Raw genomic sequence first — 21160 nt, 5'->3', positions numbered from 1 at the left:
ATGCGCGTCATGTCACGCAACGACCTTCTGCTTTTCCTCGGCTTCACCGTCGCCGTGCTGGCCATGCCGATCTGGCTGGCCCCCTTCGGCGCCGCCTATCCGGACCTATTGCAGCGCTTCATGATCTTCGGCATCTTCGCCGTCGGCTTCAACATCCTCTTCGGCCTCACCGGCTACCTGAGCTTTGGCCACGCCGCCTTCTTCGGCGTCGGCTCCTATGCCGCCGTCTGGTCCTTCAAGCTCCTGAGCCTCGACGCCATCCCGGCCATGCTATTCGCCATCCTCGTCTCGGGCCTCTTTGCCCTGCTCATTGGCTTCGTCAGCCTGCGCCGCTCCGGCATCTACTTCTCCATCCTGACGCTGGCCTTCGCCCAGATGAGCTATAATCTGGCCTATTCGGTGCTGACGCCGATCACCAATGGCGAAACCGGCCTGCAGCTCACCCTCGGCGACCCGCGCTATCTCGATACCGTCACCGGCCAGACCTTTGCCGGCCAGCCGGTGCCGACCCTGCTCGGCCAGTCGCTCGGCGGCTTTGCCGGCTTCTATTTCTGCGCCGGCTTCCTGATCCTGGCCTTCTTCATCGCCCAGCGCATCACCAATTCTCCCTTCGGCATGATGCTTAAGGGCATCAAGTCCAACCAGACGCGCATGAACTACACCGGCTTCAACACCAAGCCCTATACCCTCGCCGCCTTCGTCATCTCCGGCATGTATGCCGGCCTCGCCGGCGCCCTTCTTGCCGTCACCGATCCCCTCGCCGGCGCCGAACGCATGCAATGGACCGCCTCCGGCGAAGTCGTGCTCATGACCATCCTCGGCGGCGCCGGCACGCTCGTCGGCCCGGTCATCGGCGCCTGGCTGATCAAATATTTCGAGAACATCTTCTCGGCCATCAACGACGGCATGCTGCACCGCTTCTACGATGTCTTGCCCGACGGGCTCGACACCGCCTTCGTCACCGTCACCAGCAAATTCGTCGGCGAAGGCTGGTTCCTCACCCTGGGCCTCGTCTTCGTGCTGATCGTGGTCTTCCTGCCCGGCGGCATCATGGAAGGCGTGCGCCGCATCGCCAGCATGGTCAATCGCCGGCAAAAGCCATCACCCGACAAGTCCGCGCCCCAACCGCAACCTGCCGAATAGGACGAGACCCATGACCAATCCCAATATCGTCCTGCATGTCGCCGACGTCCACAAGCGCTTCGGCGGGCTGCACGCCCTGGCCGACATCGACCTCCAGGTCGAAGAAGGCAAGACCCACGCCATCATCGGCCCCAATGGCGCCGGCAAGTCCACCCTGCTCAATGTCATCATCGGCAAGCTGGCGCCCAGCTCCGGCCAGGTGATCTTCGACGGCACCGTGCTCACCGGCCGCAAACCCTATCAGATCAACCAGCTCGGCATTGCCCGCGTCTTCCAGACCCCGGAAATCTTCGCCGACCTCTCGGTCCTGCACAATGTCATGATCCCGGCACTGGCGAGGCGCGACGGCGCCTTCAAGCTCAACATGCTGCGGTCCCTCGACAGCGAAACCGGCATCCTGCAGGAAGCCGAGCACATGCTCGAAGACGTCGGCATGCATGCCCGCCGCCACATGGCCGCCGGCAGCCTCAGCCGCGGCGACAAGCGCCGCATGGAGCTCGCCATGTGCATCATCCAGCATCCGCGCCTGCTGCTGCTCGACGAGCCCACCGCCGGCATGTCCCGCCACGACACCAATACCACCATCGAACTGCTCAAGAAGATCAAGAGCCGCGGCATGACCAAGGTCATCATCGAGCACGACATGCATGTCGTCTTCTCGCTGGCCGACAAGATTTCCGTCCTCGCCCAGGGCCGCATCATCGCCGACGGCACGCCCGACCAGGTCCGCGGCAATCCCAAGGTCCAGGAAGCCTATCTGGGAGGAGCGCATTGATGAGCGCCATCGCCATGACAGCAGAAAACGCAACCACCCACGCCGCCACGCTGGACACTACCCGCCCCTTCTTCTCCATCCGCGACATGCACGCCTATTACGGCGAAAGCTATATCGTGCAGTGTGTCTCGCTCGATGTCCGCAAGGGCGAAATCCTCGCCCTCCTCGGTCGCAACGGCGCCGGCAAGACCTCCACGCTGCGCACCATTGCCCGCACCGACGATCCTCAGCTGCGCCAGGGAGAAATCTGGCTCGACGGCCAGCCCATTCACCAGATGAAAAGCTATGAGGCCGCCCGCACCGGCATCCAGCTCGTCCCCGAAGACCGCCGCATCATCTCGGGCCTCACCGTCGAGGAAAACCTCACCCTCGCCCGCGTCGCCCCCGGCCATGGCTGGAGCCTCGACCAGATCTACCAGAGTTTTCCGCGCCTCGCCGAGCGCCGCAAGCAGGAGGGCGTCACCCTCTCGGGCGGCGAGCAGCAGATGCTCGCCATCGCCCGCGCCCTGGCCCGTGACCTCAAACTCCTCCTGCTCGACGAGCCCTATGAGGGCCTCGCCCCCGTCATCGTCCAGGAAATCGAGCGCATCCTGCATTCGATCAAGCCCATGGGCATCACCACCATCATCGTCGAGCAGAATGCCGTCGCCGCCCTCAAGCTTGCCGACCGCGCCGTCATCCTCGACACCGGCGAAGTCGCCTTCTCTGGAACTGCGAAGGAAGTGCTCGATAACACCGAGCTCCGCCACGAATATCTCGCCATCTAGCTCTGGCGATCCGACCTATCCTGGACCTCCCGGCCCCAAAGGCATTCCGCCGATTTCACTCTCCCAGCCGAGAGGTTCAGGACAGACACTCGCAGTGTGCCATGCCCTCGTGGTTCGAGGCTTTGCTGCGCGAAGCACCTCACCATGAGGCTGTTGGTAGATCGAATTCTCAGTAGCCCTCATGGTGAGGTGGGAGCAAAGCGACTCTCGAACCACGAGGGCATGGCACTATGCCTCCGCGTCTTCCTCGACCTCCGGCGCCACCGGCGCGATGGTGATCCCCTCGTCCTGCAGCGCATCACGCACGTCCCGCGCCAGCTCCACCGCCCCCGGCGTATCACCATGGAGGCATATCGACCGCGCCGACGACTTCAGCACCGTACCGTCCACCGCGACGATCTCGCCTGTCTTGGCCAGCCGCAGGCATCGCTCGATCACCGCATCGCTGTCATGGATCACCGCACCCTCTTCCGACCGCGGCACCAGCAAGCCCTCACCCGTATAGGCCCGATCTGCATAGGCCTCCCGGATCAGTGGCATGCCCACGGCCTTGGCCGCCCGCACCTGCTGGCTATTGTCCAGCGCCAGCGCCGCCATTTTCGGGTCCATCGCCTGGATCGTCGCAAACACGCCCACGGCAAAGGCCAGTTCCTCCGCCGTCTGGTTGGCCAGCGCCCCATGCAGCTTCACATAACTCAGCGGCACGCCCACCTCGTCGGCGATGAAGCGCACGAGGAACAGCTGGCTGCGGATCTGCCCGAGCAATTGATCAAGCGGCATCACGACGCGAAACCGCCCGAACCGCTTGGGATCCGCATAGCCCGGATGCGCCCCCGCCCGCACGCCGCGCGCCTTGCAAACCTTGAGAATATGCCGGATCGTCGGTGCATCGCCGGCATGGCCGCCACAGGCGATCGAGGCGCTGGAGACGATCTCCAGCAGATCCTCGTCCGTGCCCATGCCCTCGCCCAGATCGGCGTTGAGGTCGATCGTCGTCATCTTCAGCCGCTCCGCAACAGCGCCTGCGCATGTTCCACGCCCACCGGCTCGAAGGCAACAGCTGTTCCCGCCCGCATCTGCGCAAAGCGATCGAGATCGGCCGTGATCACCGTGGCAATGCGCGGATAGCCCCCCGTCGGCTGATGGTCCCGCATCAAGACGATCGGCGTCCCATCCCCCAGAATCTGGATATCCCCGGGCACGATGGCATCCGACACAAGGCTGAGGCTAGACGCCCCCCCGAACACCTCTCCGATATCGTCCAGCCGCACCCCCATCCGATCCATCCGCGTGGTGATGGCAAATGCCCCCTCGACAAACCCCTGCCTTGCCGCCTGCGGAAACAGATCCGCATGCAGCCCCCAGACAAAGCGGATCGGCCCGGCGCCCGGCTCGAGCGGCGCTGGCTGCGACACCGCGCCTCCACTGCCCTCCAGCGCAATCACATCCCCCGCCCGCAGCGCCCGCCCCTCCAGCCCGCCAAGCCCCGCCCGGCTGCTGGTGGCAATACTGCCCATCATCCTCTGCGCGACAATGTCACCATCAAACCGCAGATAGCCATAATTGCCCCAGGCCCCCGGCGTCACCGCCAGCCGGTCACCCGCTTCGAGCGCAACCGCCCCGAACCAGTCCACCGCCCGCCCATTGTGATGCGCCACGAAATGCCCGCCGGCGAAGCCAACCCGGCAGCGTCCGCTGGCCACAAAAATCTCCAGCCCTGCCATGGTGAATTCTACGCCACCCAGCCCCGCGCCCGCCAGCGCGCCTGCCGCCGCATAGCCACCCCGGTCCATCGGCCCCGACGCGCTGATCCCATGCGCCAGCATGCCGAACCGCCCGGCGTCCTGGATGCTCGTCAGCGGCCCCGCCCGCTGGATCTGGATGACGGCACTCATGGTGCCACCGCAAAACGCAAAAGGTCACCCGCCCGCAAAAGCGTCGGCGGCGTCGCAGCCGCATCGAAATTCCTGAATTCGGTCCGCCCGATCACATGCCAGCCCGTCGGCATTTCCGTCGCAGTGATCGCCGTCTGCCCCGCGGCAAACAGCACGCTCCCCGCCGGCACCGATGATCGCACCGCCGTCCGTCGCGGCAGCACCATCGCCTCATGCAGCCCGCAATAGACAAAGCCCGGCGCAAACCCCGTCGCCAGCACCCGCGACGGCGCCGCATTATGCGCCGCAATGAAAGCGTCTTGGCTCAGCCCCAGCGCAGCGGAAACCTCGTCGAGATCCGGCCCATCGAACACCACCGGAATATCCCACGCAGCCGGCGCATCCATCGCCCCCGCCAGCCCGAACAGCCGCAACCGCAACTCGCCCTGCAGCAGGGTCGGCGAGGTCGTCAGCGGATCATAGCGCAGCAGCACCGACACAAGGTTGGGCATCACCTCCACCACCCCCGCGATCGGATGATGCTCGAGCAGCCCCGTCAGCGCGATCACCGCGCGATTGGCCGCATCCGTCAGGCGCGTGCCAAAGCGCACCAGAATGGCACTGTCACCGAGCGCAAGGATCGTCGGCGTCGGGAAAATGTCGGGATCAGCCACGATCAGGGCCGATGACAATCGCCTCAGGCTGAGTCGAAAATGGTGGTTTTTGAGAACCGGACCGCAGCGTACGTTCGGGTACGTGAGGACCGGAAGCGCAGAAAATCGCCATTTGCAGGCCAGCCTCAGGTGATTGCCGAGGACCTAGTCCTGATGGACCTGCCCGGATCAGTCAACCCGGTCAATGGCGCGAGGAACTCTGCCTCGTCCGGAAGACCGTTCGATACTGCCGATACCGCCTGGGCGGAACGGCCAGATTTGACCTGCCGGGTCAGGAATGTCCGGTCAGTTCGGGTCTCGGCCGTCCTGTTCGATCACGGCTTCGAACAGCTCTTTGGCCTGCCCCACACCGATCGCCTCGATGGCGACCGCTGCAATGGCAGCAAAAAGCTCTGCGATTTCCTGGGGATCGGTGATTTCGGCGTCGTCGTCTTCAGCGTCGGCATTAATCAGAGTAAACACAATAACGCGCCTCCAAGTGAGCCAATGGAAGTGATTGTGCGGCGATTCCTGTTACAGAATAAATAACGGAAATTTACGTCTAGCCATGCCAAGCCCGGTGGACAGATAGGACAGTCAGTCTTACTCTTCCCCCGCCGTGTTAGCCTCCAGCCAGGCCTCGATATCATCGAGGCTCGCCGAAAATGGCGTCGGCTCATGACCATAGATCACCTTGCGGGTCTCATCCTCGCGAATGGCATGGCCACCCGGCTTGCCCAGGGCCTTCATCTTGTCATCGGTGAGAATGGTCACCCCATAGCGCGCCGCATACCGCTTCAACCGGCGCATCCGCGATGCATCAAATTCCTTGCGGCTCATCGGCGTGCACTCCTGCGGCTGGCTAACAGGCTCGACGCCATAGCAGGCGATCGCTATCGGGTCGAGAATGATCTTCCCGGCAATTGCGCCCAACCATCTCGTGGCCAGTGGTCGGCTGCATTGCCATTGTCTATAGCCATCCCCCAATGACCACCGCCGCCGCGACTACGATCGGACGCCTCAATTGAATATTCCCGCCAGCTGGTTGCGTGACCGGCGCTTCGTCGTGGCCATTGCCCTGCTCTGCTGTTTTCTCTGGGGGAGCGCCGTTCCGGCGGTCAAGCATGGCTATGCGGTCCTCGGCATAGCGCCCTCCGACACGCCCTCGATCATGGTCTTTGCCGGCGCACGTTTCATCCTGGCTGGCGTGGCGCTCCTGCTGTTCATGGCCCTGCGTCGCCAGCCTCTGATCCAGGCGCCGTCACAGATGTCCCGCCTGCTCCTGCTGGGCCTCGTGTCCACGGCCGCCCAATATCTCTTCTACTACGTCGGCCTTGCCCATTCGACGGGCGTCAAGGTGTCAATCGTCAGCGCCACCAGCACCTTCTTTTCCGTCCTGCTGGCCCATTGGCTCTTCACCGATGACAAACTCACCTGGCAACGCTCGGTCGGCTGCCTGCTCGGCTTTTCCAGCGTTTTGATTGTCAATCTGGCCTCTCCGGTCGATGCCAGCATCTCCTTCATCGGCGAAGGCTTCATTCTCATCGCCGCCCTGCTGTTTTCCGTCGGCACGCTCTATGGGCGGCGCATCAGCCAGCGCATGGACACCGGCCTGATGACGGGCTGGCAATTGCTCCTGGGTGGCCTCGCCCTGTTGGCCATTGGCCTCGCCACGGGCGGCCGCATCAGCATCACCAGCCCCGAGGCCATCGCCATGCTCGCCTATCTGGCAGCCATCTCGGCCCTGGCCTTTTCGCTATGGGGCCTGCTGCTTAAGCACAATCCGGTTGGCGTGGTCGCCATCTTCAATTGCGCCATCCCCATCTTCGGCATCGCCCTCTCGGGTGTCATCCTGGGCGAAAATATCGTGCAGTGGAACAATCTGGTAGCGCTCGCCCTCGTCACATCCGGCATCTGGCTCGTCACCACCCGCCGCGCCCGCGTGACAAACGTCGCAGGACTCGGCGGATAGGAAGGATTGCCGCGCCCCGTCGACACGATCGCCTCGTCGCGTTCCCCCAGCCGGGTGAAGTGCGGCGGGTAGGCCAAAATTCGCCTATGAGATTTGTGGGGAACAACTTCCCGGGCACGCGGTCGTCTGGCGTGGTGCATCGGCGGGACTATGGCGGAAGGGGTGGGATTCGAACCCACGGATGCTTGCACATCGGCGGTTTTCAAGACCGCTGCAATCGACCACTCTGCCACCCTTCCGTAGAGTGTGCCTTTACCGATAGAGCGCCGGGCTGTCCAGCCCGGCGCGTATTCTCACGGCAACAGGATCACCGATCCCGTGGTTTCGCGCCCTTCGAGCGCCCGATGCGCATCGGCGGCGTCGGCCAGTGCGAAGGTCCGGCCGATCTCCACCTTGATCGCCCCGCTCTTGATCGCCGCAAACAGCCGATCGGCGCCTTCCAGCAACTCTTCGCGGTTGGCGTAGTAGTGCGCCGTGGTGGGCCGCGTCACATAGAGCGAACCCTTGCGCGACAACACCGTGATATCGGGAATACTGACCACACCCGAGGCATTGCCGAAGCTGACCATCAGCCCGCGCGGTCGCAGGCAGTCCAGCGATTTCTCGAACGTATCCTTGCCGACGCCGTCATAGACGACATCGACGCCCCGTCCCCCGGTCAGCTCCCGCACCCGTTCGGCAAAGTCTTCCTTGCGATAGTTGATCACATGGTCACAGCCATGCGCCTTGGCCAGCGCCACCTTTTCGTCGCTGCCCGCCGTTGCGATTACCGTCGCGCCGAGCGACTTGGCCCATTGCGTGGCGATCATCCCCGTGGCGCCGGCTGCCGCATGCCAGAGGATCGTCTCGCCCCTGGCCAAGGCCCAGGTCTTGAACAATAGGTAATGCGCCGTCAGCCCCTTGAGCAGCACGGCTGCCGCCGTCTGGTCATCGACGCCCTCCGGAATAGGCACCAGCCGGTCGGCAATGGCCAGCCGCTCCGTTGCATAGGCGCCGACCTGCCCCTGATAGGCGACGCGGTCGCCTTCCTTGAACAAGGTCACACCCTCGCCAACCGCCGTCACCACGCCGGCGCCTTCGCTGCCGGCCACGAAGGGCGTCTCGACCTTGTAGAGCCCGCTGCGCTGATAGGTGTCGATGAAGTTCAGCCCGGCCGCCGTCTGGCGCAGGGCAACCTGCCCTGCCCCCGGCTTGCCCACCGGACGATCCTCGAAGGACAGCACCTCTGGCCCACCCGTCTGGTGAACGACGACTGCCTTGCTCATGGCTTCGCCGCTCACTTGGTGGTCTTGGGCTTGCGCGGCGCCGACTTTGGCCGGGCCTGCGCCTTGCCCTGCGGCGTCGTGCGCGGCTTGGGCGGAGCGACTGGCGTCGCCGCCAGCTTGGCCTGGCTCACGGCCGCCGACTTGCGCCCCACGGCAGCGAGAGCCTCTTCCGTTCCCACCGAGCCGGTATCACCGGTAAAGGGCGTGAAGCCGTGCTTCGCCTTGCCTGCCGTTTTCGCCTTGCGGCCCTTGGCAATGACATTGATCGCCTCGACCAGCACCGAGAAGGCCATGGCCGAATAGATATAGCCCTTGGGAATGTGGAAACCGAGACCATCGGCCACCAGCGTCACGCCGATCAGCAGCAGGAAGGCCAGCGCCAGCATCTTGGTGGTCGGGTGATCGGCCACGAACTTGGCGATCGGGCCCGAGGCGACGAACATCACGCCGACCGCAACCAGAACTGCGGCAACCATGACGAACACCTGGTCGGCCGGCACCATGCCGACGGCCGTGATGATCGAATCGATGGAGAACACCATGTCGATGACCACGATCTGCACGAGGATCGCCTGCAGCGTCGCCCCGGCAGCATCCTTGAGGCCGACCTCGTGGTCGTCCTCGATGGCCGCATGCATTTCATGGGTGGCCTTGTAGATCAGGAAGCCGCCACCGGCGATCAGGATGATGTCCTTCCACGAGAAGCCATGGCCGAAGGCGGTGAACACAGGATCCTGCAGCTGCACGATCCAGCTGATCAGGAACAGCAGCACGATGCGGAACACCAGCGCCAGGCCAATGCCCAGCTTGCGGGCGAATTCGGCCTGTTCGCGCGGTAGGCGCGACACCAGCACCGAGATGAACACGATATTGTCGATCCCCAGCACGATCTCCATGATCGTCAGCGTGGCAAAGGCGACCCAGACATTGGGATCGGCGAGCAGTTCAAGCATCATGGCCTCCGTTGCGGCACTTGGTGTTCATACTTCTATGCGGGCCCCGCGAATCCGCAAGGCCTCACGAGCCCCCACTGCGGCAATGGGAAGCCATCCCCACGCTGGTCTCCATGCTGCGCGCGATGATAGTCTGGCTCGCGAGCAGCACAACGGACGAAGAGTGAAATCGTTCAGCGCCGCAACACCTTGGCCGGATTCCGGCCGATATGGATAGACCATGACCAAGTATGACGCAGATGCCATCCTCGTCGGTGGCGGATTGGCCGGAGTGGCAGCGGCAATCGCCGTCGCCCAGGCCGGGCTCAAGACCATTCACCTGGCCCCCACCGCGCCGCCGGATCGGCGCACCTCCGCGCTCATGTTGCCCAGTGTCGACTACTTGCAAGGCGCCGGCCTGGTCGACGACCCCGCCGCCCTCGGCCATGCCCTGACGCAGATCCGCATCATCGACGCCACCAACCGCCTGATCCGCGCGCCCGAAACCCTGTTCGATGCGCAGGAAGCCGGCCATGACGCATTTGGCTGGAATTTTGCCAATATGCGCTTGATGGAGCGCTTCAACGCCGTCGCGCAAACCCTTGCCAACCTTGAAGGCCGTAACCTTGGCGCTACCGAATTGCACGACACCACGGTGAGCCTCACCGATGGCACGACACTCTCAGCCCCTCTGATTGTGGGCGCTGACGGCAAGAAGTCTTTGATCCGCGCTGCGGCCGGCCTCAAGGCCCGCGAGACCGCCTTCACCCAGTCCGCTCTGGTCTGCGACCTCGACCTCGGCCGCCCCATCCATGGCACCTCGGTAGAGTTTCACTATTCCCAAGGCCCGTTTACGCTGGTTCCGGCCGGCGGCAACCGCGCCAATCTGGTCTGGATCGACGACCACGCCCTCCTGCTCGAGGCCAGGGAAAGCGGCGCTGAAAAACTGACCGCCACGCTGCTGGAAAAATCCCAGCGTCTGTTTGGCAAGATCACCCTGGCGAGCCCGGTTTTTGTCTTTCCCCTCAGCAGCTTAAGCGTTCCCAACGCAGGAGCCGATGGCGTGGTCCTGGTCGGCGAAGCCGCGCACGCCTTCCCGCCCATCGGCGCCCAGGGCCTCAACCTCGGCCTCCGCGACGTCGCCGATCTGGCCGCTTCGCTCGCCGTCTCCGATCGCTCGACCCCTGACTGGGCACAAAAACTCAGCCTCGACTATGCCACCCGCCGCAGCGCTGACCTGGCTCGCACCGGTGGCATGGTCGATACGCTGTTCCGCTCGCTGCTCGCCGAAATGATCCCCGCCCAGGCCCTGCGCGCCGGTGGCCTATGGGCCCTCAAACTCGCGCCATTCCTCAGGAAACAAGCCTTCTCCCTCGGCATGGGCGGCCGCTAGAGCGTTCCCGGCAAAGGCGCATTCCACCTTTGCGGTCCGAAAACGCAACATTAGAAGGTCCAAACAAAAAGGGCGCCGGATCACTCCGGCGCCCTTCTCGATTTCAGTCGCGCTGGCTTACTGAGCCGGCGGCGTTTCGGTCGCTTCAGCCGGAGCCGCGCCATCGGTCGTGGGAGCCGCAGCGCCGCCATTGAGCTGCTGGCGCAGCGTCTCGGCACGATCCTGCAGCACCTGCTCGAGCGCGTTTTCGCCCGAGGTTTCCTGGCGGAACTGCTCGAAGGTCAGCGCTGCATCGCCATCATAGGCCGAGGTGAAGCCGGCCAGGGTGATTTCGATCGTCAGGTCCTGGTTCTGGCGGTTCTTGGCGGTCAGCTTGAGCGTACCACCGCGCTTCAGCGAGTTCACATACTGCTCGTTGATCACCAGCTGCGTGGCGCAGGACGTAGGGTCGCACAGCATGTAAGGCACGCGGACCGGCTTGGCATTGTCGATCTGCCAGGTCAGGCCGAACGGCAGCAGCACGCCCAGCGGCACAGCCGCAACGGCTAGCAAACGGCTTTCCTGGCCCGGATCGTCGCGCAGCAGGAAGGAACCGAGGAACTGGCCATTGGCCAGCACCACTTGGCGCATGATGCAGGCCTGCTGGCCATCGGGCAGCGGATCACAGACCTTGAGCCAGTTCTGCTGGCCACCGGCCGCGGCAGCGGCGGGCGCTGCGGCACCATCGGCGGCCGGAGCAGCCGGAGCTTCAGCAGCGGGAGCCTCGGCGGGAGCGGCTTCCTGAGCGAAGGCCGACAGCGGGGACAGCATCAGCGCGGCCGCCGCGATACCGGCAACGAGGGGTTTCCTGAACTTCATAGAATTTCCTTGGCTTCTTTGGCAGTCCCGGTGGCCTGATGCCACCTTGAATAGCGAACTGCCCTTCAAGTGCTGAATTCGGGCAATAACATGACCGATACACCTTGCAAAAGGATTATGGCGACACGGCGTTCCTGCCCATGGGTCATGCAGCGTTTTCTGCCAGTTTTGCTAGGCGCGACAGGATAGCTGCCGTGCCCTTGAGGCGATCATTCGGCGTCGGCCAGTTGCGGGCGAACACAAGTTTCTGATCGGGCTTGATGCGAACCTGGTTGGCCGGATCGCTCACCAGCTTCACCAGCGCAGCCGGATTTGGATATTCGTTATGCCGCAAGGAGATGACTGCACCCTTTGGCCCGGCATCCACCTTCTCGACATTGGCCTGGCGACAGAGTGCCTTGACGAGGATCACCTTGAGCAGCGCCTCGACCTCTTCCGGCAGCGGGCCGAAACGGTCGATCAATTCTGCGCCAGCGCCGTCGATATCGCGGATATCGGTCAGATCGCCCAGGCGACGGTAGAGCTGCATGCGCAGTTGCAGGTCGGGGATATAGTGCTCGGGAATCATCACCGGCATGCCCAGCGAAATCTGCGGGCTCCACTCGTTGCGGTCCTCGTAGTCCGCATCGCCATTCTTGAGATTGGCCACCGCCTCTTCCAGCATCGACTGGTAGAGCTCGTAGCCCACTTCGCGGATATGGCCCGACTGTTCGTCGCCCAATAGGTTTCCGGCCCCGCGAATATCGAGGTCGTGGCTGGCCAGCTGGAAGCCGGCGCCCAGCGATTCCAGGGATTGCAGCACGCCAAGCCGGCGCTCCGCCGTGTCGGTCAGCTTCTTGTCGGCCGGCACCGTGAACAGCGCATAGGCGCGCGCCTTGGCACGGCCGATTCGACCACGGATCTGGTAGAGCTGCGCCAGACCGAAATGGTCGGCGCGATGCACGATCAGCGTATTGGCATTGGGAATGTCGAGCCCCGATTCGACGATCGTCGTTGCCACCAGCACGTCGAACTTGTTGTCGTAGAAGGCATTCATGATGTCGTCGAGTTCGCCCGGCGCCATCTGCCCATTGGCCACCACGAAGCTGACTTCGGGCACCTGTGCCTTGAGAAAATCAGCGATCTCATGCTGATCCTTGATACGCGGCACGACGTAAAAGCTCTGCCCGCCACGGTATTTTTCGCGCAGCAGCGCCTCGCGAACCGACAGTGGATCGAAAGGTGAGATGAAGGTGCGGATCGCAAGGCGATCGACCGGCGGCGTCGCCAGCAGGCTGAGGTCGCGCACCCCGGTCAGTGCCAGTTGCAGCGTCCGCGGAATCGGCGTCGCCGTGAGGGTTAGCACGTGGACATTGGCCTTGAGCTCCTTGAGGCGCTCCTTGTGACCCACCCCGAAATGCTGCTCTTCGTCGACAATCACCATGCCAAGGTCGTGGAACGTGACCGTCTTGCTGAGCAGCGCATGCGTACCGACCACGATATCGACCTGCCCATCGGCCAGGCCTTCCTTGGTCGCCTTGAGTTCTGCTGCCGAAACCATGCGAGAGGCATGACGCACCTTGACCGGCAGGCCCTTGAAACGCTCCGAGAAAGTCTTGAAGTGCTGGCGCGCCAACAGGGTTGTCGGCACGACCACGGCAACCTGCTTGCCACTCAGCGCCACGGCAAAAGCCGCGCGCAGCGCCACCTCGGTCTTGCCGAAACCCACGTCCCCGCACACCAGGCGATCCATGACGCGACCCGAGGTCACGTCATCGAACACCGCCTCGATGGCGGCCATCTGGTCTTCGGTCTCCTCATAGGGGAAGCGCGCGGCGAATTCGTCGTAGGCGCCCGGATTGATCTCGACCACATCGGCCTTGGTGAGCAGGCGCGCCGCCGCGATCTTGATGAGCTGCTCCGCCATTTCGCGGATGCGCTGCTTGAGTTTTCCTTTTTTCGCCTGCCAGGCCACGCCACCGAGCTTGTCGAGGGTGACATTGCCGTCATCGCTGCCATAGCGCGTCAGCAGCTCGATATTTTCGACCGGCAGGTAGAGCTTGGTCTCGCCGCCATATTCGAGCTCGACACATTCATGCGGCGCACCGCCGGCCTCGATGACCTTGAGGCCCAGGAAACGGCCAATACCATGATCGACATGAACGACGAGATCGCCCGCGGCAAGGCTCGCCGCCTCGGTCAGCGCGTCGCTCGCCTTCTTCTTGCGCTGGGGCCTGAGGATGCGTTCGCCCAGGATATCCTGTTCGGAAAGGACCAACAGATCCTTGGTCTCGAAGCCGCTTTCGAGCGGCAGCACGACCAGCGACGTTGTCGCCGCACTCGTCGTCTCGGCATCGCGCCAGTTTTCTGCCATGCGCGGATTGGTCAGGCCATGGTCCTTGAGCACCTGCACCATGCGATCGCGCGTGCCCGTGCTCCAGCAGGCGACGATGGCCCGGCGACCCTTCTGCCTCTCGTTCAGCAGCCGATCGACAACAGCTTGGAAGAGGTTCGTGTCCTGCGCCTGCCGTTCGGCGGCGAAGCTGGGCGCTATATGCCCACCGGCATCATTGCTGGCCTTGGTCTCAGGCGAGATGAAATGGCTGAGCTGCACCGTCGTCGTGCCGGACAGCGTATAGGGATGCTGGTCCACGCCATAGAGCAGCTCCGGCTTGATCGGCTTGTAGGGCGCGCCCGCTCCCGCCACGACCGGCAACAGCCGCGCCGCTTCGCGCGCGTCGTAATAGTCGCGGATCTGCGCCACGCGATCGGCATAGGCTTCCACAGCCTGTTCATCGAATACGAAAGGCGCATCGCCGACATAGTCGGCAAGCATGTCGAGATGCTCGTAGAAGAACGGCAGCCAATGCTCGGTGCCCGAATAGCGAGAACCGCCGCTGACCGATGCATAGAGCGTGTCATCGACCGTATTGCCACCAAAGGTCGCCGTATAGTTCTGCCGGAAGCGCTTGATGGTCTCGTCGGTGAGAACCACTTCGCTCATCGGCGTCAGGTCGACGCGCTTCAGCGTACCCGTGGTGCGTTGGCTATCGGGATCGAAGCTGCGGATGGATTCAAGCTGGCTGCCGAAGAAGTCGAAGCGCAGCGGCGTCTCGGCACTGGCCGGGAACAGGTCTACCAGTCCGCCGCGCACGGCGTATTCGCCGCTCTCGCGCACTGTCGGCACGCGCAGATAACCATTGTTGGCCGCCCAGGCGATCAGCTTGTTGCTGTCCACCACGCGCCCGGCCGCCGCCGAAAAGCTCATCGTCTCGACGACATCGCGCGGCGGAAGCTTCTGGATCAGCCCATTGACCGCCGTCAGGACGATTGCACCCTTGGCGCCCGAGGTCAGAGCCGCCAGCGTATTCATTCGCGCGGCAATGGTCACGTTGTTGGGCGAGACACGGTCATAGGGAAGACAATCCCAGGCCGGCAGCGTCAGGATCGTGTGGCCCGGCAGCATGGCCGTCAGGATATCGGCCATGCGCTGCAGGCGGCGGCCGTCGCGCGCCACGAAGACCACACTTGCCGCATCATCCGGTGCGGCCTCGATGCGCTTCTGCACGAGGTCGGCCAGCACCATGGGCTGCATGCCATCGGGCACATTGGCGATCGTGCGCGCCGGCTTGATCGGGGTAATGTCGTTCATTTGCTGAGCCGCGCCTGATGGTCGGCGATGACCTTGGCCAGGAAGACACGATCGACGTGCTCGGGCGGTTCTTCCGACCCCATCACCCATTTGAGCAGCGGCGGATCTTCCTCGTTCATCAGCGCTTCGAGCTGGTCGAGACCGGCATCATCGAGGCCCTCGACATGCGCATCGGCATAGGGCCCGAGGATCAGGTCCATCTCCTTGGTTCCCCGATGCCAGGCACGATAGCGCAGCTTCTTGCGGCGCATGGAAATGTCTTCACCGGCTGTCATTTGACGACCATGATCCTGATTGCGTTCTCGATTTGGACCCGTCTTACGCGGGTTCGGCGGAGTTGTCAGCCCTTTGAACGGCCAAGGCGTGAAATCGCTCCACCCTGTTCCTATCCTGTTCTTTTGTGGCACTTTCCCTGCCAAGGAGAATCGCCCTGCCCCGTCCCGACAGCCTATCGCCGCTCTTTGCCTCGCTGCATTCCATCAAGGGTGTTGGCGACAAACTGGCCGTGTTGCTGACCAAATTCTTCGGCGCGCCCGAAGGCCAGGAGGCGATGGCGCTCGATATCCTCATGCACATGCCCTCGGGCGTCGTGGACCGGCGCCGCCAAGTCGGCATCTCTGAAGCCTATCTCAACCAGATCGTCACGCTGAAGCTGCATGTCGACCGCCATCAGGCCCCGCCGCATGGCAAGCCACACGTGCCGCATCGCGTCTTCGCCCATGACGAAACCGGCGACATGCAACTGGTCTTCTTTCGCGCGCAGGGCGGCTGGGTCGAAAAGGCCCTGCCCGTCGGCGAGGAACGCTTCGTTTCGGGCACGATCGGCTTCTTTAACGGTGATAAACAGATCACCCATCCCGACTATATCGTCGAGCCCGAGAAATTCGCCACGCTCCCCCTGGTAGAACCAGTCTATCCGCTGACCCAGGGGCTAAGCTCCAAGGCGCTGACCAAACTGGTCCGGCAAGTGGTCGACAGCGTCCCGACCCTGCCCGAATGGATCGACGAATCCACCATGGCGCAGCGCAAGTGGCCAGCTTTCGCCGATGCCATGCGCATGGTGCATCTGCCGTCCAATCCGGATGAGGGTCAGCTCTTCGCCCCAGCCCGCCAGCGTCTCGCCTATGACGAATATCTGGCCGGGCAGATCACCCTGCAGCTGATCCGCTCGACCATGACCGCGGCCCGCGGCATCAGTCGCACTTTCACCGGAAAGGTGACACTCAAGGTTAGCAGTCTGTTACCCTATTCCCTCACTGCGGGACAGTTGCAGGCGGTGGAAGAGATCAAGGCGGACCTCGCCTCGCCCGACCGCATGTCGCGCCTCCTGCAGGGCGACGTGGGCGCCGGAAAGACCGTCGTCGCCCTCATGGCCATGGCTGCCATGGCCGAAAGTGGTGCCCAATCCGCCCTGATGGCACCGACGGAAATCCTTGCCGCTCAGCACTTTAAGACCCTCAAGCCTATCTGCGACGCCGCCGGTCTCGGCTGCGAATTGCTGACCGGCAAGATGGGTGCCGCCGAACGCCGCGCCAAACTCGCAGCCCTCGCCGACGGCTCCGCCACCATCGCGGTCGGCACCCACGCTCTGTTCCAATCCGGTATAGAATTCAAGGACTTGGGCCTGACCGTCGTCGACGAACAACACCGCTTCGGCGTCCACCAGCGCCTCGCCCTGTCCGACAAGGGCAAGCACACTGACCTCTTGGTCATGACGGCAACACCAATCCCCCGCACCCTGGTCCTGACCCACTTCGGCGACATGGCCGTCAGCGTGTTGCGCGAGAAGCCGCGCGGCCGCCAACCTATTGATACGGCAGTCCTTTCCATTGGTGACTACGGCCGCGTCATCGCCCGCCTGCGCGCCCGCCTCGACGAAGGCGCCCAGGCCTTTTGGGTCTGCCCGCTGGTCGAAGAGAGCGAACATCTCGAGGTCGTCGCCGCCGAAGACCGCTTTGCCGAATTGCAGAAAGTCTTCGGCGACCAGGTGGCTCTGGTCCATGGCCGGATGAGCGCCGCCGCCAAGCAGGAGGTGATGCAGCGCTTTTCTGCCAATGAACTCAAGCTCTTGGTGGCGACGACCGTGATCGAAGTGGGCGTCGACGTGCCCAATGCCTCGATCATGATCATCGAACACGCCGAGCGCTTCGGCCTCGCCCAATTGCACCAGCTGCGCGGCCGCGTCGGCCGTGGTTCACAGCGCTCGGCCTGCCTGCTGCTCTACAAGGACCCGCTGAGCGAAACCGCAAAGGCCCGCCTCGAAACAATAAAATCCACCGAAGACGGCTTCCTTATCGCTGAACGGGACCTCGAACTGCGCGGCCAGGGCGATGTGCTCGGCACCCGGCAATCCGGCATGCCCGGTTACCGCCTCGCCGTGCCCGACGTGCATCGCCACCTGCTCGACTTTGCCCACGACGACGCTAAAGCCTTGCTGGCGCGCAATTCCTCTCTCAGCGGGTCAGAAGGCGAAGCCGCGCGGACGCTGCTCTACCTGTTCCGAAAAGACCTCGCGATCCCGCTGATCCGGGCGGGCTAGCAAGCTCAGCCAAGCATGCTGGACGACTTCTTGCACTCTGATCTGCCGCGTGCTGGCGCCTACTCGACCGTCACCGATTTGGCGAGGTTGCGCGGCTGATCGACGTCCGTCCCCATGAAGACAGCGGTGTGATAGGCCAGCAACTGAACGGGAATGGTCGCCAGGATCGGCGCGACAAAACTCGACACATGCGGCACGACGATGATGTCGGCGACGCCATGGCCAACCGTCTCGGCACCCTGCTCGTCGGTGATCAGAATGATCTTGCCGCCGCGCGCCGCCACTTCCTGCATGTTGGAAAGCGTCTTGTCGACCAGCTCGTCCGAAGGCGCTACGACGATGACCGGCATGTCCTCGTCCACGAGGGCAATCGGGCCATGCTTGAGCTCACCGGCGGCATAACCTTCGGCATGGATATAGCTGATCTCTTTGAGCTTGAGCGCCCCTTCCATGGCGATCGGGAACATCGGACCACGGCCGAGATAGAGCACATCCTTGGCCTTGGAGAGGCGCTTGGAGATGTCGATGATCTGGCCTTCGGTATTCAGCGCTTCGGCAACGGCTGTTGGCAGATGCACCAGCGAGCGCACCAGCTCGGCCTCCTGCTCGGCGCCAAGCACGCCACGCGCGCGACCCGCCGCGATGGCGAGGCTGGCGAGAGCGGTGAGCTGCGCCGTCAGCGCCTTGGTCGAGGCCACGCCGATTTCCGGGCCGCAGAGGATCGGAAACACCACGCCGGATTCGCGGGCAATAGTCGATTCCACCGTGTTGACCAGCGAGGCGACATGCTGGCCCTGGCTGGCGCAATAGCGCAGCGCGGCGAGCGTGTCGGCGGTTTCACCGGACTGCGAGATGAACAGCGACAACCCGCCCTGCTGCATCGGCGGCTCGCGATAGCGGAATTCGCTGGCGACATCGAGATCGACCGGCAGCCGCGCATAGCGTTCAAACCAGTATTTGGCGACCGCACCGGCATAATAGGCCGTGCCACAGGCGCTCATGGTCAGACGCGTCAGATCCTTGAAATCGAAGGGCAGGCTTTCGCGGATGGCGACCTTTTCGGCTCCCATGTCCACATAGTGGCTCAGCGTATGCGAAATGGTCTCGGGCTGTTCGTAGATTTCCTTGGCCATGAAATGGCGGTGGTTGCCCTTGTCCACCATCAGCGCCGAGGCCTGCGACAGCTGCTGCTCGCGCTGCACGATGGCGTCCTGCCCGTCCCGGATGGTGACGCCCCGGGGTGTGATGACGGCCCAGTCGCCGTCTTCGAGATAGGTCAGGCGCGACGTGAAGGGCGCCAACGCCATGGCGTCGGAACCCAGATACATTTCCGTCGTGCCATAGCCAATGGCCAGCGGCGCGCCGTGGCGCGCGGCAATGAGCAGACTCTCCTCGCCCTTGAACAGGAAGGCCAGCGCAAAGGCGCCCTTGAGCTTTTTAAGCGTATTGGCGACGGCCAGTTCTGGCTCGGCGCCATTGGCCAGTTCGCGGCTGACCCAAAGCGCGACGGATTCGGTGTCGGTCTGCGTCTGGGGCAGATAGCCGTCCCTGGCGAGGTCTGCGAGCAGCTCGCGAAAATTCTCGATAATGCCATTATGCACCACGGCGACACGGTCGGTGGCATGGGGATGCGCATTGGTTTCGGTCGGCGCGCCATGCGTCGCCCAGCGCGTGTGGCCAATGCCGATCCGGCCGCCGAGCGGCTCCATGCCGAGCTTGCTCGCCAGGTTCCCCAGCTTGCCCTCGGCACGGCGACGCGCGATGGCGCCATCCTCCAGCGTCGCCACCCCGGCGCTGTCATAGCCGCGATATTCCAGACGCTTCAGCGCATCGACCAGACGGGTGGCAACCGGTTCGCTGCCGACAATTCCAACAATACCGCACATGGTCTACTTCCCCTTGGCCGCGAGAGCGGCCGCTTTTTTCGCCAGCGCTTTGTCGCGCAGCCTGGGCGCATAGCCCGGTTTGTTTTCCTGGCGCGCCCGACCAAAGGCCACGGCATCGGCCGGCACGTCATCGGTGATCACGCTGCCCGAGGCGGTATAGGCCCCGTCGCCAATGCTCACCGGTGCCACCAATGATGCATTGGAGCCGATGAAGACATTGTCGCCGATGACGGTCTGGTCCTTGTTTACGCCATCATAATTGCAGGTGATGGTACCCGCGCCGATATTGGTCTTCTGGCCAATATCGGCATCGCCAAGATAGCTCAGGTGACCGGCCTTGGTACCGGCGCCGATTCTGCTCTTCTTGACCTCGACGAAATTGCCCAGATGCACATCGGCCCCGAGCTCGGCTCCGCCACGAATACGCGCGAAGGGCCCGATGGACGCGCCCTGCCCGATCACGGCATCCTCGATATCGCAGAAGGCGCGGATCTCTACATCGTCAGCGATCTTCACCCCCGGGCCGAACACCACATTGGGGAAGATCGTGACGTCACGGCCGATCTCGGTATCATAGGAAAACCAGACACTGTCCGGATCCCTGAGCGTCACGCCGGCCTTCATGAAATCATCGCGGCGCAACTTCTGGAACTGCGCTTCGGCCGCCGCCAGGCGCGTCCGGTCATCGACGCCCATGACCTCGCCGGGATCGGCTTCGATATAGTCTACCCGGCGGCCATCCTCATTGGCCAGTTCGACCGCGTCGGTCAGATAGTATTCGCCCTTGGCATTCTGGTTACCGATGCGGTCGATCACGCTGCGCAGGGCTTCGGCGCGGAAGCCGATGATGCCCGAATTGGCGAGGCCAATCTTGCGTTCTTCTTCAGTCGCATCGCGATGTTCGCGGATCGCCAGCAGCCGCCCGTCCTTGGTCAGCAGGCGACCAAGATTTGTCGGGTCGGCCGGTCGATAGCCAACAACCACAATGTCGGCGCCGTCATCGAGCCTGGCCGCAATAGTCGCGACAGTATTGGCAGAGACGAGCGGGTTGTCGGCATAGAGCACGACCACGTTGCCGCTCACGCTCTCGAAGGCCTCCCGGGCCTGTTTCACCGCATGGCCGGTGCCCAGCCGCTCTAGCTGGCTGAACACGCGCGACGCGCCGTGGCGAGACACTTCTTCCTGTACTGCCGCGTGGTTAGGTCCGACGACGACGCAGATATCGGTCGAGCCGGCATTGAGCGCCGTGCGCATCACATGGCCAACCATGGGCATGCCGCCCACCGGGTGGAGAACCTTAGGTGTCGTCGATCGCATGCGGGTTCCTTCGCCCGCGGCGAGGATGATCGACAGCAATTGGGTCATGAATACGTCTCCGACATGCGGCTTAACTGGCGGCTTTACACACTATTATGACGCTAAACTGTTGGCGAAGCGGTAACAGCAGCGGCATGGTCTACAAGGTGCATCTT

17 protein-coding genes, 1 tRNA gene and 1 pseudogene are annotated in these 21160 nt (G+C 63.5%); 6 read left to right on the top strand and 13 right to left on the bottom strand.

Annotated elements, in window-relative coordinates; all coding sequences use genetic code 11:
* The 3 genes from P0Y65_07365 to P0Y65_07355 are packed head-to-tail and all read left to right on the top strand — an operon-like array spanning window position 1 to window position 2685.
* Complete coding sequence (locus tag P0Y65_07365) at window positions 1–1143, top strand: branched-chain amino acid ABC transporter permease (protein WEK06063.1); 1143 nt, start codon at window positions 1–3, stop codon at window positions 1141–1143.
* A 10-nt stretch (window positions 1144–1153) separates the two neighbouring features.
* On the top strand, window positions 1154–1918 hold the full coding sequence (locus P0Y65_07360) for an ABC transporter ATP-binding protein (protein ID WEK06062.1): 765 nt from the start codon (window positions 1154–1156) through the stop codon (window positions 1916–1918).
* A 14-nt stretch (window positions 1919–1932) separates the two neighbouring features.
* Window positions 1933–2685, top strand: coding sequence for an ABC transporter ATP-binding protein (locus P0Y65_07355; protein ID WEK06749.1), 753 nt, complete (start codon window positions 1933–1935; stop codon window positions 2683–2685).
* Between the two features lie 228 nt (window positions 2686–2913).
* Here the strand turns inward: P0Y65_07355 and P0Y65_07350 are convergent, their stop codons facing one another.
* From P0Y65_07350 to P0Y65_07330, 5 genes are all read right to left on the bottom strand, one after another.
* Entirely contained in the window at window positions 2914–3684 is a 771-nt protein-coding gene (locus P0Y65_07350; protein ID WEK06061.1) for a LamB/YcsF family protein, read from the bottom strand.
* Window positions 3685–3686: 2 nt separating this feature from the next.
* On the bottom strand, window positions 3687–4580 hold the full coding sequence (locus P0Y65_07345; protein WEK06060.1) for a biotin-dependent carboxyltransferase family protein: 894 nt from the start codon (window positions 4578–4580) through the stop codon (window positions 3687–3689).
* Window positions 4577–5233 carry an allophanate hydrolase subunit 1 gene (locus P0Y65_07340; GenBank protein WEK06059.1) on the bottom strand — a complete coding sequence of 219 codons (657 nt, stop codon included), beginning with the start codon at window positions 5231–5233 and terminating at the stop codon, window positions 4577–4579. The genes P0Y65_07345 and P0Y65_07340 overlap by 4 nt, the downstream gene beginning before the upstream one ends.
* Before the next feature lie 285 nt (window positions 5234–5518).
* A complete protein-coding gene (locus P0Y65_07335) occupies window positions 5519–5695 on the bottom strand; it encodes a hypothetical protein (protein ID WEK06058.1) in 177 nt (58 codons plus the stop codon).
* A 120-nt stretch (window positions 5696–5815) separates the two neighbouring features.
* On the bottom strand, window positions 5816–6145 hold the full coding sequence (locus P0Y65_07330; GenBank protein ID WEK06057.1) for a hypothetical protein: 330 nt from the start codon (window positions 6143–6145) through the stop codon (window positions 5816–5818).
* A 91-nt stretch (window positions 6146–6236) separates the two neighbouring features.
* Between P0Y65_07330 and P0Y65_07325 the strand changes: the two genes are divergently transcribed.
* The gene (locus P0Y65_07325) at window positions 6237–7184 is read left to right on the top strand and encodes a DMT family transporter (protein ID WEK06056.1); all 948 of its coding nucleotides are present in this window, start codon (window positions 6237–6239) and stop codon (window positions 7182–7184) included.
* Between the two features lie 151 nt (window positions 7185–7335).
* Here the strand turns inward: P0Y65_07325 and P0Y65_07320 are convergent.
* The 3 genes and pseudogenes from P0Y65_07320 to P0Y65_07310 all read right to left on the bottom strand — a co-directional run bounded on the left by P0Y65_07320 (window position 7336) and on the right by P0Y65_07310 (window position 9402).
* Window positions 7336–7423 (bottom strand) — tRNA-Ser (locus P0Y65_07320).
* 54 nt (window positions 7424–7477) lie between these two features.
* On the bottom strand, window positions 7478–8449 hold the full coding sequence (locus P0Y65_07315) for a quinone oxidoreductase (GenBank protein WEK06055.1): 972 nt from the start codon (window positions 8447–8449) through the stop codon (window positions 7478–7480).
* A gap of 227 nt (window positions 8450–8676) precedes the next feature.
* Window positions 8677–9402: pseudogene (locus P0Y65_07310) on the bottom strand (TerC family protein).
* A gap of 220 nt (window positions 9403–9622) precedes the next feature.
* On the opposite strand from P0Y65_07310, the gene P0Y65_07305 reads away from it, so the two are divergent.
* Window positions 9623–10774 (top strand): FAD-dependent monooxygenase, encoded by a 1152-nt coding sequence (locus tag P0Y65_07305; protein ID WEK06054.1) that lies wholly within the window; start codon window positions 9623–9625, stop codon window positions 10772–10774.
* Window positions 10775–10891: 117 nt separating this feature from the next.
* Here P0Y65_07305 and P0Y65_07300 read toward each other — a convergent pair whose 3' ends face one another.
* The 3 genes from P0Y65_07300 to P0Y65_07290 form a co-directional block, all read right to left on the bottom strand.
* Complete coding sequence (locus P0Y65_07300) at window positions 10892–11632, bottom strand: invasion associated locus B family protein (protein ID WEK06053.1); 741 nt, start codon at window positions 11630–11632, stop codon at window positions 10892–10894.
* A 145-nt stretch (window positions 11633–11777) separates the two neighbouring features.
* Window positions 11778–15263, bottom strand: a complete 3486-nt coding sequence (mfd, locus tag P0Y65_07295) for a transcription-repair coupling factor (GenBank protein WEK06052.1) — start codon at window positions 15261–15263, stop codon at window positions 11778–11780.
* Window positions 15260–15538, bottom strand: coding sequence for a succinate dehydrogenase assembly factor 2 (locus P0Y65_07290; GenBank protein ID WEK06051.1), 279 nt, complete (start codon window positions 15536–15538; stop codon window positions 15260–15262). The genes mfd and P0Y65_07290 overlap by 4 nt, the downstream gene beginning before the upstream one ends.
* 125 nt (window positions 15539–15663) lie before the next feature.
* On the opposite strand from P0Y65_07290, the gene recG reads away from it, so the two are divergent.
* Complete coding sequence (gene recG, locus P0Y65_07285; protein ID WEK06050.1) at window positions 15664–17802, top strand: ATP-dependent DNA helicase RecG; 2139 nt, start codon at window positions 15664–15666, stop codon at window positions 17800–17802.
* Between the two features lie 59 nt (window positions 17803–17861).
* Here recG and glmS read toward each other — a convergent pair whose 3' ends face one another.
* Both glmS and glmU read right to left on the bottom strand, forming a co-directional pair.
* A complete protein-coding gene (gene glmS / locus P0Y65_07280; protein WEK06049.1) occupies window positions 17862–19688 on the bottom strand; it encodes a glutamine--fructose-6-phosphate transaminase (isomerizing) in 1827 nt (608 codons plus the stop codon).
* Between the two features lie 3 nt (window positions 19689–19691).
* Window positions 19692–21053 (bottom strand): bifunctional UDP-N-acetylglucosamine diphosphorylase/glucosamine-1-phosphate N-acetyltransferase GlmU, encoded by a 1362-nt coding sequence (glmU, locus tag P0Y65_07275; GenBank protein WEK06048.1) that lies wholly within the window; start codon window positions 21051–21053, stop codon window positions 19692–19694.
* Window positions 21054–21160: the final 107 nt, after the last annotated feature.

Source organism: Candidatus Devosia phytovorans (genome assembly GCA_029202405.1).
GTDB lineage: Bacteria > Pseudomonadota > Alphaproteobacteria > Rhizobiales > Devosiaceae > Devosia > Devosia phytovorans.
This window is presented reverse-complemented; position numbering and strand designations above follow the sequence as displayed.